Source organism: Mycobacterium sp. ML4, from assembly GCF_054515735.1.
Genome location: NZ_JBTNSY010000021.1, coordinates 19556 through 34820 on the forward strand (window position 1 = coordinate 19556; position 15265 = coordinate 34820).

The following is a 15265-nucleotide window of genomic DNA, read 5'->3' on the forward strand; positions in this document are numbered from 1 at the left end:
TGGACGGCGGGCCAGGAGTACAAGGGAGTACGGAGGGCGCGCAGTGGGTCGCGGATCCATCGGGTGGATCGTCCGCGCCGTTGGGTGCTCAGCCGTTCCTCGTGTAGCTGGGAGTATTCGACGTTTTTGAAATCCTGCCGGAGTTGGCGATACTCACCAGCGAGATTCTTGGTCGGAATGCTGCACCAGGCGGTCGCTCCGTGCAGCGAGTCTCATGACTCGACGAGAGCCGCATCCGGCGGTCAGAGACGACCAAATTAGGCGAGGGGTTAGTAATGGGTGATCAGCTCCAGCATGCGACTGAAGCATTGCGGAAAGCGCTGGTCCAGGTCGAACGCCTGAAAAAGACCAATCGCGCGCTGTTGGAGCGGAACAGTGAGCCGATCGCCATCGTCGGAATGTCGTGCCGGTTCCCAGGTGGGGTCGATTCGCCGGACAGCCTGTGGCAGATGGTGGCCGACGAACGCGACGTCATCGCCGGGTTCCCGACCGACCGGGGCTGGGATGTGGGCGAGCTTTTCGACCCCGACCCCGACGCGCCGCACAAGACGTATGCCAATACCGGCGGTTTTGTGGACGGCGTCGCCGACTTCGACGCTGCCTTCTTCGGGATTGCGCCCAGCGAAGCCCTGGCCATGGACCCTCAGCACCGGATGCTGCTGGAACTGTCGTGGGAGGCGCTCGAGCGGGCCGGTATCGACCCGGGCGGTCTGCGCGGAAGCGCTACCGGCGTGTTTGCCGGGATCATCGCCCAGGGCTACGGGATGTTTGCCGACGAGATCGAGGGCTATCGCCTCACCGGCATGACATCGAGTGTCGCCTCTGGCCGGGTGTCCTACGTGCTGGGTCTGGAGGGCCCCGCTGTGTCTGTGGACACGGCCTGCTCGTCGTCGCTGGTCGCGCTGCACATGGCGGTGCAGTCGCTACGAACCGGCGAGTGCGACCTGGCGCTGGCCGCCGGTGCCACCGTCAACGCCACCCCGACGGTCTTCGTCGAGTTCAGCCGACACCGGGGTTTGGCGCCCGACGGCCGGTGCAAGGCGTACGCCGGTGCGGCCGACGGAGTGGGCTGGTCCGAGGGCGGCGCCGTTGTGGTGGTGGAGCGGCTTTCGGATGCGCAGCGTCTCGGGCATCCGGTGCTGGCGGTGGTCCGGGGCTCGGCGGTGAACCAGGACGGCGCATCCAACGGACTGACGGCACCGAACGGCCCGTCCCAGCAGCGGGTGGTGCGAGCGGCGCTGGCGAACGCCGGGCTGTCGGCCACCGACGTCGACGTGGTGGAGGGCCACGGCACCGGCACCACGCTGGGGGACCCGATCGAAGCGCAGGCGCTGTTGGCCACCTATGGGCAGGGGCGGAAGGAAGCCGGCCAACAACCTCTCTGGCTGGGGTCGATCAAGTCGAACATGGGCCACACCCAGGCCGCCGCCGGTCTCGCCGGCGTGATCAAAATGGTCCAGGCCATGCGCCACAAGGTGTTGCCGGCGACGTTGCACGTGGATGTGCCGTCCCCACACGTGGATTGGTCGGCCGGGTCGGTGGAGTTGCTGGCCCAGGCCCAACCCTGGACCACCGAGTCCGCGCGCCCCCGCCGGGCGGCGGTGTCGTCATTCGGGATCAGTGGAACCAACGCGCACGTGATCATCGAGTCGGCGCCGGCCGAACAACCGCGAGTTCCCGGCCCGCAGCGTCCCGCAGTGCCTTGGGTGATTTCTGCCAAGTCTGCTCCGGCGTTGGCGGCGCAAGCGGCGCGGCTCGCCGAATACATCGGCACGCGTGAGGATTTGGACGTCGCCGATGTCGCCTGGTCGTTAGCGGGCCGTACCTCTTTCGACCATCGCGCCGTCATCGTCGGCCGAGACCGGCACAGACTGCTGGCCGGGTTGTCCGACCTGGCGAACGACGAGCCGGGTGAGTTCATTCGCGGTGTCGCCCAGCCGGCCGGCAAGACCGTCTTCGTGTTTCCCGGTCAGGGTTCGCAATGGCCGGGCATGGCCGTCGAGTTGCTGGATACCGCACCGGTTTTCGCGCAGCAGATCCGGGCGTGCGGCGAGGCTTTCGCAGAGTTCGTGGATTGGTCGCTGATCGACGTGCTGCGTGCGGCGCCCGGCGCTCCGGGGCTGGACCGGGTCGACGTCGTGCAACCGGTGCTGTTCGCGGTGATGGTGTCGCTGGCCGAGTTGTGGAAGTCGGTCGGCGTGCGTCCGGACGCCGTGATCGGTCACTCGCAGGGTGAGATCGCCGCGGCCTATGTGGCCGGCGCCCTGTCGCTGCGCGATGCCGCCAAAGTGGTCACGCTGCGGAGCAAGCTACTGACCGGCCTGGCCGGACCGGGCGGAATGGTCTCGATTGCTTGCAGCGCCGAGCGGGCGGGGGAGTTGTTGGCGCCCTTCGGCAATCGTATCGGCGTAGCGGCGGTGAACGGCCCGGCGGCGGTCGTTGTGTCCGGCGAAGTTGCGGCGCTTGAGGAGCTCGTGGCGGTCTGCACCGGCCTGGAGCTACGTGTTCGCCGGATCGACGTCGACTATGCGTCCCACTCGGTCGAGGTCGAGGCCATCCGCGGCGAGCTGACGGAGATTCTGGCCGGGATCGAGCCGTCGTCGTCGCGGATCGCGTTCTTCTCCACGGTCACCGGAAATCGCATGGACACCGCGGGATTGGACGCCGGGTACTGGTACCGCAACATCCGCCAGACGGTGCACCTCGACCGGGCGGTCCGCAGTGCCTGCGAGCACGGATACCGGGTGTTCATCGAATCCAGTCCACATCCGGCGTTGATCGCCGGCATTGAGGGCACCGCGGGCGACTGCGACATCGAACCTGTCGTGGTCCCCACCCTCGGCCGTGACGACGGCGGACCGCAACGATTCCTGGCTTCGGCCGCTACGGCTTTCACCGCGGGGGTCCCCGTGTCGTGGCGTGGCGTCCTGGACGGCGCCGGGTTTGTCGAGTTGCCGACGTATGCCTTTGACCGGCGCCGCTTCTGGCTCTCCGGCGACGGCGTGGGCGCCGACGCCTCCGGGCTCGGGTTGGCGGCCAGCGATCATCCGCTGCTGCGCGCCGTGGTGGAATTACCCGACTCCGGCGGGGTCGTTCTGACCGGTCGGCTGTCCCCGAGTGCGCAGGGGTGGTTGGCCGATCACGCCGTGTCCGGGACGGTGGTGTTCCCCGGCACCGGGTTCGTGGAACTGGCGATCCGCGCCGGTGACGAAGTCGGATGCTCGGTAGTCGACGAGTTGACGCTGCGGTCACCTCTGCTGATCCCGGCGTCGGGATCTGTTGCGGTACAGGTGATCGTCGGTGCTGCCGCCGAAGAGACCGGGCAGCGCGGTGTCTCGATTTACTCCCACGCCGATGTCGACGGCGGTTCGGTCTGGGTGTGCCACGCCGAAGGCACCCTGCGTTCCGGCAACCTCCAGCCAGGCGCCGACCTGTCGGTATGGCCTCCGAAGGGGGCCGTCGCCATCGATGTGAGCGGCGGTTACGAACGATTGGCCGATCAGGGATACGGCTATGGTCCGGCGTTCCGCGGGCTCACCGCGTTGTGGTCGCGGGGCCAGGAGCTGTTCGCCGAGGTGACGCTGCCCGAATCGGCAGGCAGCTCCGCCGCGTACGGAGTGCATCCGGCGCTGCTGGACGCCGCCCTGCACGCCGCGGTGCTGGCGAATCCGGCGGCCGAGCTCGTGCTGCCGTTCTCCTGGCAGGGTGTGACCCTGCACGGCGCCGGCGCATCGTCGGTGCGGGCGCGAATCGTACCCACCGGGGAGTCCGCGGTCTCGGTCGAACTCGCCGACGGCCTTGGGTTGCCGGTGCTCTCGGTGACTGCCATGGTGGCCCGGCCGGTGAATGAAAAACGACTGCGGGCCGCGCTTTGCGGCTCCGGCCCGGACCGGCTCTTCGAGCTCGTCTGGACACCGGCGACATCCACCGGCGGGGCACCCGCCCGTTCCTACGAGATCTTCGAATCCGTGGCCACCGGCGAGGACCCGGTGACAGCGAGCTATGAGCGCACGCATCGCGCGCTGGCCGCCGTACAGTCCTGGCTGGCCGACCCCGACTCGGGCGTGCTGGTGGTTGCGACCCGGGGCGCCGTGGCGCTGGCCGGTGAAGACGTCACCGATCTGGCCGGCGCGGCGGTGTGGGGTCTGGTGCGATCGGCGCAAACCGAGCATCCGGGCCGCCTGCTTCTGCTCGATTCCGATGCGCCGCTGGATGATTCGGTATTGACCGCGGCGCTGGCCGTCGGCGAGCCGCAAGTGCTGCTGCGCGCCGGACAGCTCCACACCGCCCGCGTCCGCGGCAGCCGCGCGGTGGACCAAATCCTGGAACCGCCCGCTGAGGGTCCGTGGCGGCTGGGCCTGAGCAGTGCGGGCACCTTCGAAAACCTGCGGCTGGAGCCCGTCCCGAATGCCGATGCGCCGTTGCAGCCCGGCTACGTCCGGGTAGCGCTGCTCGCCATCGCGGCCAACTTCCGCGACATCATGATCACTCTGGGGATGTTCACCCACGAGGCGCTGCTGGGCGGTGAGGGTGCCGGGGTCGTCGTGGAGGTCGGTCCCGGCGTCACCGAGTTCGCGATCGGTGACTCCGTGTACGGATTCTTCCCCGACACCAGCGGCACCCTGGTTCCCGGCGACGTCCGGCTGCTGCTGCCGATGCCGTCGCACTGGTCGTATGCCGAAGCCGCCGCTATCTCCGCGGTTTTTACCACTGCATGGTTCGCGTTCATCGATCTGGCGGCTGCCAAGCCGGGGCAACGGGTGTTGATCCACGCCGCCGCCGGCGGCGTGGGCATGGCCGCCACCCAGCTGGCCCGCCACCTGGGTTTGGAGGTGTTCGGCACCGCCAGCAAGGGCAAGTGGGACACCCTGCGCGCCATGGGCTTTGACGAGGACCATATTTCCGACTCGCGGACTCTGGACTTCGAGGAGAAGTTCCGCAGCGTGACCGGGGGGGCCGGCATGGACATCGTGCTGGACTCGCTGGCAGGTGAATTCGTCGACGCTTCGCTGCGTCTGGTGGCACCCGGTGGGGTGTTCCTGGAGATGGGCAAGACCGATATCCGCGACCCCGGAGTGATTGCCCAGGAGTATCCGGGGGTGCGCTACCGCGCGTTCGACCTGTTCGAACCGGGACGTCCGCGCATGCACCAGTACATGCTCGACCTGGCCGAACTCTTCGACGCGGGCGTGTTGCGCCCACTGCCGGTCACCACGTTCGACATCCGGCGGGCACCGGCGGCATTGCGCTACCTCAGCCAGGCCCGCCATGTCGGCAAGGTCGTCATGACCCTCCCCGGCCTCTGGGCCCGGGGCACCATGCTGATCACCGGCGGCACCGGCATGGCAGGTTCGGCCCTGGCGCGCCATGCGGTGACCCGACATGGCGTTCGCCACCTGGTGCTGCTCAGCCGGCGCGGACCGGATGCGCCGGGTGCCTCGGATCTGGTGACCGAACTCGAGGCGGCCGGCGCGCAGGTGCAGGTGGTGGCCTGCGACGCCTCAGACCGGCCGGCGCTGGCCAAGGTGATCGCCGACATCCCGGTGCAACGACCGCTTTCCGCGGTGATCCACGCCGCCGGCGTCCTCGACGACGCCGTGGTCGCGTCGTTGACACCCGATCGGATGGACGCGGTGTTGCGCGCCAAAGTGGACGCGGCCTGGAACCTGCATGAGCTGACCCGCGACCTGAATGTGTCTGCATTCGTGATGTTCTCGTCGATGGCCGGCCTGGTCGGTTCCTCGGGCCAGGCCAACTATTCGGCGGCCAACTGCTTCCTGGACGGCCTGGCAGCGCATCGCCGGGCACACGGGTTGCCCGCGATGTCGCTGGGCTGGGGGCTGTGGGATCAGGCCAGCGCCATGACCGGTGGGCTGGACGACGCCGACCGGGCCCGGCTGGGCCGTGAAGGGGTCCTGGCGCTGTCGTCGCAGGAGGCGCTGGAACTGTTCGACACCGCGCTGATCGTCGACGAGCCGTTCCTGGCGCCCGCCCGCATCGACCTGTCCGCGTTGCGGGCTCACGCGGTAGCGGTGCCGCCGATGTTCCGTGACCTGGTCAACGCGCCGGGCCGGCGCCGGGTGGACGAGTCGCTGGCCGCGGCGAAGTCGAAATCGGCACTGGCGCAACGGTTGCACGGCCTGCCGGAAACCGAGCAGCACACCTTGCTGCTCGATCTGGTGCGCTCCCACATCGCCACAGTGCTGGGAAGTGTCGCGCCCGAGGCTATCGACCCGGATAAGGCGTTTCAGGACTTGGGCTTTGACTCGCTGACCGCGGTCGAGATGCGCAACCGGCTCAAGTCCGCCACCGGACTGTCGCTGTCGCCCACTCTGATCTTCGACTACCCGACGCCGAGCGGCCTGGCCGGCTATATCCGTAGCGAACTCGCCGGAATGCCACAGCAAATCGCACCGGTGACGGCGGTGCGGTCCACCGGTGACGACCAGATCGCCATCGTCGGCATGTCATGCCGGTATCCGGGGGGAGTGAACTCTCCGGAAGACTTGTGGGACATGTTAATTCAGGGCCGCGACGTGCTATCGGAGTTCCCCCCCGACCGGGGCTGGGACCTGGCCGGGCTGTACAACCCCGATCCGGACGTGGCCGGCACCTGCTACACGCGCACCGGCGGGTTTGTGGACGGTGTCGCAGACTTCGACCCCGCCTTCTTCGGGATCGCGCCCAGCGAAGCGCTGGCGATGGACCCCCAGCAACGGATGTACCTCGAACTGTCCTGGGAGGCGTTGGAGAGAGCGGGGATCGAGCCGGGCTCGTTGCGCGGCAGCGCAACCGGTGTCTTCGCCGGTGTCATGACCCAGGGTTATGGATTCTCCTCGCCCCACGCGACAGAGGGCTTCCGCTTGACCGGGCAGTCGTGCAGCGTGACATCCGGGCGCGTGGCGTACGTGTTGGGCCTTGAAGGTCCCGCGGTGTCGGTGGACACCGCGTGCTCGTCCTCTCTGGTCGCGTTGCACATGGCGGTGCAGTCGCTGAGGTCGGGGGAGTGCGACCTCGCCCTGGCCGGCGGTGTCACGGTCAATGCGACACCCGACATCTTCATCGAGTTCAGCCGCATGCGGGGCTTGTCGGCTGACGGCCGGTGCAAGGCGTTCGCCGGGGCCGCCGACGGCACCGGATTCTCCGAGGGCGGCGGAATGCTGGTCGTGGAACGGCTCTCGGATGCGCAGCGGCTGGGCCACCCGGTGCTGGCGTTGGTGCGAAGCTCCGCGATCAACCAGGACGGCGCCTCCAACGGGCTGACCGCGCCCAACGGCCCCTCGCAGCAGCGGGTGGTGCGGGCCGCGCTCGCCAACGCGGGTCTGTCGGGGTCCGACGTCGATGCCGTCGAGGGACACGGGACCGGGACCATGCTGGGTGACCCGATCGAGGCGCAGGCCTTGCTGGCCACCTACGGGCAGGGCCGCAACACCCCGCTGTGGCTCGGGTCGATCAAGTCGAACATGGGTCACACCCAGGCCGCCGCGGGTGTTGCCGGGGTGATCAAGATGGTGCAGGCGATGCGCCACCAGGTGCTACCGGCCACCTTGCACGTGGACGCACCGAGTCCGCACGTGGACTGGTCGACGGGATCGGTTGCGCTGCTGACGGAATCGCAGCCGTGGCCGGCCGAGGCGGCGCGCATCCGGCGGGCGGGAGTCTCGTCATTCGGAATCAGCGGCACCAACGCGCACGTGATTATCGAATCCGGTCCCGCCGCAACGGTTGCCGAGACGACGCGGCCCACACCCGCGGTGTTGCCGTGGGTGCTTTCGGCGAAGTCCGACCCCGCGTTGCGCACCCAGGCGCGCCGGCTTGCCGAACACCTGGGTCGGCACAACGAACTGGCGGTTGCCGACGTCGGCTGGACACTGGCCGGTCGTTCGTCCTTCGAGCACCGGGCCGTCATCGTCGGTGGCGACCGCGAGGAGTTGCTGCGCGGTTTGTCCGAACTGGCCAACGACGATCTCCGAACCGTAACCCGCGGCGTCGCCCAGCCGGGCGGCAAGACCGTATTTGTCTTCCCCGGCCAGGGCTCCCAGCTGCTGGGCATGGGCATGGGCCTGCACGCGACGTACCCGGTGTTCGCCGAGGCGTTCAACACCGTCGTCGGGGAGCTGGACCGCCACCTGCTGCGGCCGCTGCGCGAGGTGATGTGGGGCCACGACGAAAGTGTGCTGAATACAACGGAATTCGCTCAGCCGGCGTTGTTCGCGGTGGAAGTCGCGTTGTTCCGGCTGCTGGAATCCTGGGGCGTGCGGCCCGATTTCGTGATGGGGCACTCCGTCGGTGAGCTGTCGGCGGCGCACGTCGCCGGCGTGTTGTCGCTGGAGAACGCCGCCGTGCTGGTCGCCGCCCGCGGGCGGTTCATGCAACGACTGCCGTCCGGTGGGGCGATGGTCGCGGTGCAGGCCACCGAAGAGGAAGTGCGTGCGCTGCTGACCGCCGACGTCAGCATCGCCGCGATCAACGGTCCTACGTCGGTGGTGATCTCGGGCGCTGAGCAATCAGTCCTCACCGCGGCCGAGCGCATGCGTGCCGAGGGCCGCCGGGTACACCAACTCGCCGTCTCGCACGCGTTCCATTCTCCGCTGATGGATCCGATGACCGAGGAGTTCGGGGCCGTTTCGGCCGGGCTGTCTGTCGGGCAGCCCACCATCCCGATCATCTCGAACCTGACCGGGCAATTCGCCGGCGACGACTTCGCCTCGCCCGCCTACTGGAAGCGCCATGTCCGGGAAGCGGTGCGGTTCGCCGACAGCATCCGTTTCGCCCAGGCTGCCGGGGCAAACCGTTTCCTCGAGGTCGGCCCGAGCGGGGGGTTGACCGCCTCGATCGAGGAGTCGCTGCCTGATGTGCCGGTCGTCGCGGGGTCCGCGCTGCGCAAAGACCGGCCCGAGCCCACGACGCTGACCAACGCTCTGGCGCAGATCTTCGTCGCGGGTGCGCCGGTGGACTGGCGGGCGGTGGTGGGCGAGGCCGGCTTCGTCGAATTGCCGACGTATGCCTTTGAGCGACGCAGGTTCTGGCTGGCCAACGGCAGCGCTCCTGTGGACGCCGAGGGTCTGGGCCTGTCGGCCGGCGAGCACGCACTGCTGGGCGCGGTGGTCGACCTACCGTCCTCAGGCGGCGTGGTGCTGACCGGCAGGTTGTCGGCCGCGACGCATGGCTGGTTGCGCGATCACGCCGTGGGTGGGGTGGCGATCTTCCCGGGTGCCGGCTTCGTGGAGCTGGCTATCCGCGCCGGGGATGAGGTCGGCTGCTCGGTGGTTGACGAGCTCACGCTGGCGGCGCCGTTGATCCTGCCTGAAACCGGTTCGGTTGCCGTGCAGGTCGTCGTCGATCCCGCCGGCGAGTCCGGTTCCCGTGGCGTCTCGGTGTTTTCGCGCGGCGAAGGGGGCTGGCTACTGCACGCCGAGGGCTCGGTGAGTTCCGCGGCCGCGCAACAGGTCCCGGATCTGTCCACGTGGCCACCGGTGGGCGCCGATCCGGTGGACGTGGCGGGCATGTACGAGCGGCTGGCCGAGCGCGGCTACGGGTACGGTCCCGCCTTCCGGGGGCTGACCGCTATGTGGCGTCGCGGCGACGATCTGTACGCCGAGGTGAACCTGCCTGATACGGCCGGTCCCTCGCCGGCAGGGTTCGGCGTGCACCCGGTCGTGCTCGATGCCGCGTTGCACGCGATCATCGTGGGCGCCGGCGGCGACACGGACCGCGCCGACGGTGTCCTGGTGCCGTTCGCCTGGCAGGGTGTGCGCCTGCACGCGGCAGGCGCGTCGGCGGTTCGGGCCCGCATCACACCGACCGGGCCGTCGTCGGTGTCGGTAGAGCTGACGGATGCACTGGGGTTGCCGGTGCTGTCGGTGGCCTCGATGGTGGCTCGTCCGGTGACCGAGCAGCAGTTGAAGGCCGCCCTGGCGGGATCGGCCGGCGACCGACTCTTCGAGCTGGATTGGTCACCGGCACCGGCCGCAGCCGGGACGGTGACCCCGCCGTATGAGGTGTTCGCGTCCGAACCCGTGGTCGGTGACACCCTGGCCGGCGTCTACACCGCCACCCATCGCGCTTTGCATGCCGTGCAGGCCTGGCTGACCGAACACGAATCCGGAGTGCTGGTCGTCTGGACGCGGGGCGCAATGGTGTTACCGGGTGAGAACGTGACCGACCTGGCCGGTGCCGCGGTATGGGGTCTGGTGCGTTCGGCCCAGACCGAGCACCCCGGCCGGATCGTGTTGGTGGACACCGACGTTCCGTTGTCCGACGAGGCGGCGGCCAGCGTGCTGGCGGTAGGGGAGCCGCAGGTGCTGTGGCGCAATGGCACCGCACACATCGCGCGCGTGCACGGCAGCCGCGCCGTGCGCGCTTTGCTGGCGCCTCCGGGCGACGTCCCGTGGCGACTTGGCATGAGCAGCCCGGGTACGTTCGAAAACCTGCGCATGGAGCCGATTCCCGATTCGGACGCACCATTGGGGTCGCGGCAGGTGCGCATCGCGACCAGCGCCATGGCCGCAAACTTCCGCGACGTGATGATCGCCCTCGGCCTCTACCCCGACGAAGCCGCGGCAATGGGCGTCGAAGCGTCCGGAACGGTGATCGAAAACGGGCGCGACGCAGGTCTTTTCGCGGTCGGCGACCGGGTGACCGGGCTGTTCCCGGAAGGTACCGGCGCCGTCGCTACCACTGACGAACGGTTGCTGATCAAGATCCCGGCCGGCTGGTCGGAGACCGACGCCGCCACCGCCCCGGTCGTCTTCGCCACGGCCTACTATGCGCTGAAGGTACTGGCGGACGTGCGGCCCGGACAGCGGCTGCTCGTGCACGCGGCCGCCGGCGGGGTCGGCATGGCGGCGGTCCAGTTGGCCCGGCACTGGGGCGTGGAGGTCTTCGCCACCGCCAGCCGCGGCAAGTGGGACACGTTGCGGGCCATGGGCTTCGATGACGCGCACATCGGCGACTCACGCAGCCTGGAATTCGAGGACCAATTCCGCAACGCCACGGGCGGTCGCGGCGTGGACGTGGTGCTGGATTCGCTGGCCGGTGATTTCGTCGACGCCTCACTGCGGCTGGTCGCTCCCGGCGGGGTGTTCCTGGAGATGGGCAAGACCGACATCCGCGACGCCGCCGAACTGGCCGAACACGGTGTGCGGTACCGCGCGTTCGACCTGTTCGAAGCCGGGCCCGATCACATCCAGCGCATGCTCGCCGAGCTCGCCGGACTTTTCCAGACCGGTGTGCTGAAGCCGTTGCCGGCCACCGTGTTCGACGTGCGCCGGGCTCCGGCCGCACTGCGCTATCTCAGCCAGGCCCGCCATGTCGGCAAGGTCGTGATGACCATGAGTGCCGGCCTGGGCAACGGGACCGTCCTGATCACCGGCGGCACCGGTATGGCCGGTTCGGCCCTGGCCCGGCATCTGGTGCACCGGCACCGGGTGCGTCACCTGGTCCTGCTCAGCCGCCGCGGCCCGGAGGCCCCGGGCGCCGAGGAATTGTTTGCGGAGTTGACCGCAGCAGGCGCAGACGTGCGGGTGGTTGCCTGCGACGCGGCAGACCGGACCGACCTGGCCCGGGTGATCGCCGGTATTCCGGCGCAGCATCCGTTGTCGGCCGTCATCCACGCCGCGGGAACGCTGGATGATGCCGTCGTGACGTCGTTGACTACCGAGCGGGTCGACTCAGCGTTGCGCGCGAAGGTGGACGCGGCGTGGAACCTGCACGAACTGACCCGGGAGATGAAGCTCGCGGCGTTCGTGATGTTTTCGTCGATCGCCGGCCTGGCCGGCGCCTCGGGACAGGCGAACTACGCGGCAGGTAACTCGTTCCTGGACGCGCTGGCGCTACACCGCAAACAGCTTGGGCTGCCCGCGATCTCGCTCGGTTGGGGGCTCTGGGATCAGGCCAGCAGCATGACCGGTGCGTTGGGAGCCGCTGATCTCGCCCGGTTCGCCCGCGACGGGATCGTGGCGATGCCCTCGGAGGAAGCGCTCGAGCTGCTGGACACCGCGCTGGTGGTCGACGAGCCTTTCCTGCTGCCCGCCCACATCGACCTGGTGGCGCTGCGTGCCAAGTTCGATGCCGGGACCTTGCCGCCGATGTTCATCGACCTGATCAACGCTCCGGCACGGCGTCAGGTCGACGACTCGCTGGCTGCCGCGAAATCGAAGTCGGCGCTGCTGCAACGGCTGGAAGGGCTGGATGAGGAGGAGCAGCACGCGGTTCTGCTCGATCTGGTGCGCTCGCACATCGCCACCGTGCTGGGCAATACCACGCCCGAGGCCATCGACCCCGACCGGGCGTTCCAGGAACTCGGCTTCGACTCCCTCACCGCGGTCGAGATGCGTAACCGTCTCAAAGCCGCGACCGGGCTGGGGCTTTCGCCGACGTTGATCTTCGATTACCCGAACTCGGCGGCGTTGGCCGGATACTTCCACCAGGAGCTGCTCGGCGCCGAGCCCAAGGACGCACAGCCCGTGGCGGCTCCCGGTGAGGAGGAGTTGCGGCGCGTCGTGGCCTCCATCCCGGTCAAGCGGCTGCGGCAGGCCGGCGTGCTGGATCTGCTGTTGGCGCTGGCCAACGACAAGGACGGCGACCGGAGCGGCGCGACGTCACCGGACGCGCCGGCCGGCAAGGATCTGGCGGACATGGACCTCGACGACCTGGTCAACGCGGCGTTCATGGACGACGACGAGTAGGCCTGCCCGTGAAACTCGCCGTCACCGGCGCCAGCGGCGTGCTTGGCCGCGGGCTGGTTGCCAGATTGCTCAGCCGGGGTCACGAGGTCACTGGCATCGCCCGTCACCGGCCCGAAAGCTGGCCCAGTACAGCCGGATTCGTCACCGCGGACCTTCGTGACGCTGATGCGGTCCGCCGCGCGATCGGCGGCGCGAAGGTCGTCGCACACTGCGTCCCGGTGCAAGGTCCCGACGATGTCCAGGCCACCGCTCACGTTCTGGCGGCAATGGCCGAAACCGGGTGCCAGCGCATCGTCTTCACCTCCTGTGCACACGTCTACGCGACGGGATCGGGGCCGGCGAACGAAGAGGACGCAGTGCATCCGGTGACCTTCGCGGGGCGGCACACGGCCCGGGCCGAGCAGCTGCTGGCAGCGTCCGGCTTCGAGTGGGTCACGATTCGCTTCCCGCTGATCGTGGGTCGCGGTGTCAACAACCGGTTGCGCGCGCTCGTGGCTCTTCCGGTGCTGTTCACGGCCGCAGCCGAGCGCGGGATCCAGGTCGTGCACACCGACGACGCGTTGCGGTTCCTGACCCAGGCCGTCCTGCAGGACGACATCATCAGCGGCCCGGTGAATCTCGCGGCGTCGGGCACGCCGACGATGCGGCAGGTCGCCGCGGCGGTGCGGCGACCGCTCGTATCGCTGAGCCCCAAGCTCGCCGCCGTGAGCAGCAGGGTGACCCTGCCGAGCCTTCCTCTGATGGACACCTCCCGGATGCGCGAGGAGTGGAATTTCGCGCCTGCCTGGACCGCGCAGGAAGGCCTGGAAGACTTCTCGATTGCGGTGCGCGGCCGGTTCGCGCTGGGCGGCCGCGTGCTGTCACTGCCGTGGCGGCTGGCCCCCGTCCAGGATCTGCCCGCGGTCGACACTGCGGCCGACGACGGAGTGGAGCCCAAACTGGCCGGCCCGGAAGGGGATAACGGCGAGTTCGACACACCGATCGACCCGCGCTTCCCGACATTTCTGGCGACCAACCTGTCCGAAGCGTTGCCGGGGCCGTTCTCCCCGTCGTCGGCGTCGGTCACCGTGCGCGGGCTGCGGGCCGGCGGCGTGGGCATCGCCGAGAGGTTGCGGCCCGGGGGGGTTGTCCAGAAGGAAATCGCGATGCGCACCGTCGCGGTGTTCGCCCACCGGCTCTACGGAGCCATCACGTCGGCTCACTTCATGGCTGAGACGGTGCCGTTCGCCAAGCCCGCGACCATCGTCAGCAACAGCGGATTCTTCGGCCCCAGCATGGCCTCGCTGCCGATCTTCGGAGACGAACGGCCCCCGTCGGAAACCAATCCGGTGCGCAGGCGGCTGCGCACCATCCGCAACATCGGTGTGTTCGGTGTCAATCTGGTGGGCTTGAGCGCGGGCTCGCCGCTCGACACCCTCGACTACCTCGATGACGTCGAGCGGCTGGAACGTCTCGTCGGCGACGACGTGACCCGGCTGGACGACCGCCGGCTACTGAGCTTGATCCTGCTGGCGCGCGACCACGTCGTCCATGGCTGGCTGTTGGCGTCCGGATCGTTCATGTTGTGCGCGGCGTTCAACGTGCTGTTGCGTGGCCTGTGCGGACGCGAAACCGCTCCGTCAGCTGGACCTGAGCTGGTGAGTGCCCGATCGGTGGAAGCCGTGCAACGCCTGGTCGTCGCGGCCCGCCGCGATCCGACCGTGCTGCGGGTGCTGGCCGAACCCGGTGAGCGGCTGGGCAAGCTGGCCGTGGAGGCGCCGGAGTTTCACTACGCGGTGCTCGGCGAGCTGGCCCTGATGGGGCATCGCGGGCCGGCTGAAGTGGAGATGTTGTCGACCAGCTACGCCGACGATCCCGAGTTGCTGATCCGCATGGTCACCAAAGCACTGAGCGCGCCCGCACCCGAACCGCGGCACGCAACGATTCCGTTGCGTGCCAAGCCTGTTGCCGCCTTGGCGGTGCGGCAGTTGCGCGATCGCGAGGTGCGCCGCGACCGGATGGTGCGGGCCATCTGGGTGCTGCGCGGACTCTTGCGCGAATATGGCCGGCGCCTGACCGATTCCGGTGTCTTCGGCGCCGCCGACGACGTGTTCTTCCTGCTGGTCGACGAACTCGACGCGTTGCCCGCCGATGTGTCGGAGCTGGTGGCCGCGCGCCGCGCCGAGCAGCGCCGGCTGATGGCCGTGGTCCCCCCCACCGTGTTCAGCGGTCGCTGGGAACCCACCACGGCATCGGCGCAGGTGTTGACCGGCGGTGACACCCTGCGCGGTGTGGGGGTGTGCGGCGGGCGGGTGCGCGGCCGGGTGCGCATCGTGCGGCCCGAAACCATCGACGACCTACAGCCCGGCGAGATCTTGGTCGCCGAGGTGACCGACGTCGGATACACGGCCGCGTTCTGCTACGCCGCCGCGGTGGTCACCGAGCTCGGCGGGCCGATGTCGCATGCCGCGGTGGTGGCCCGCGAGTTCGGCTTCCCCTGTGTGGTCGACGTGCAAGGCGCCACCCGGGCGCTGCCGGAAGGCGCGCTGGTCGAGGTCGACGGCGCCACCGGGGAAATCCGCGTCCTGGAGCCCTGA

Annotated in this window: 2 protein-coding genes; both read left to right on the forward strand. The window is 69.1% G+C overall.

Annotation, left to right across the window (positions count from 1 at the left end):
* Positions 1-275: 275 nt before the first annotated feature.
* Positions 276-12689 (forward strand): type I polyketide synthase, encoded by a 12414-nt coding sequence (locus ACX9NE_RS21925; RefSeq protein ID WP_459363179.1) that lies wholly within the window; start codon positions 276-278, stop codon positions 12687-12689.
* Between the two features lie 8 nt (positions 12690-12697).
* Positions 12698-15265 (forward strand): PEP-utilizing enzyme, encoded by a 2568-nt coding sequence (locus ACX9NE_RS21930; protein WP_459363180.1) that lies wholly within the window; start codon positions 12698-12700, stop codon positions 15263-15265.

Excerpts from the sequence above, each read along its gene's own strand:
- ACX9NE_RS21925 (WP_459363179.1), top strand. The coding sequence starts at position 276 with ATGGGTGATCAGCTCCAGCATGCGACTGAAGCATTGCGGAAAGCGCTG.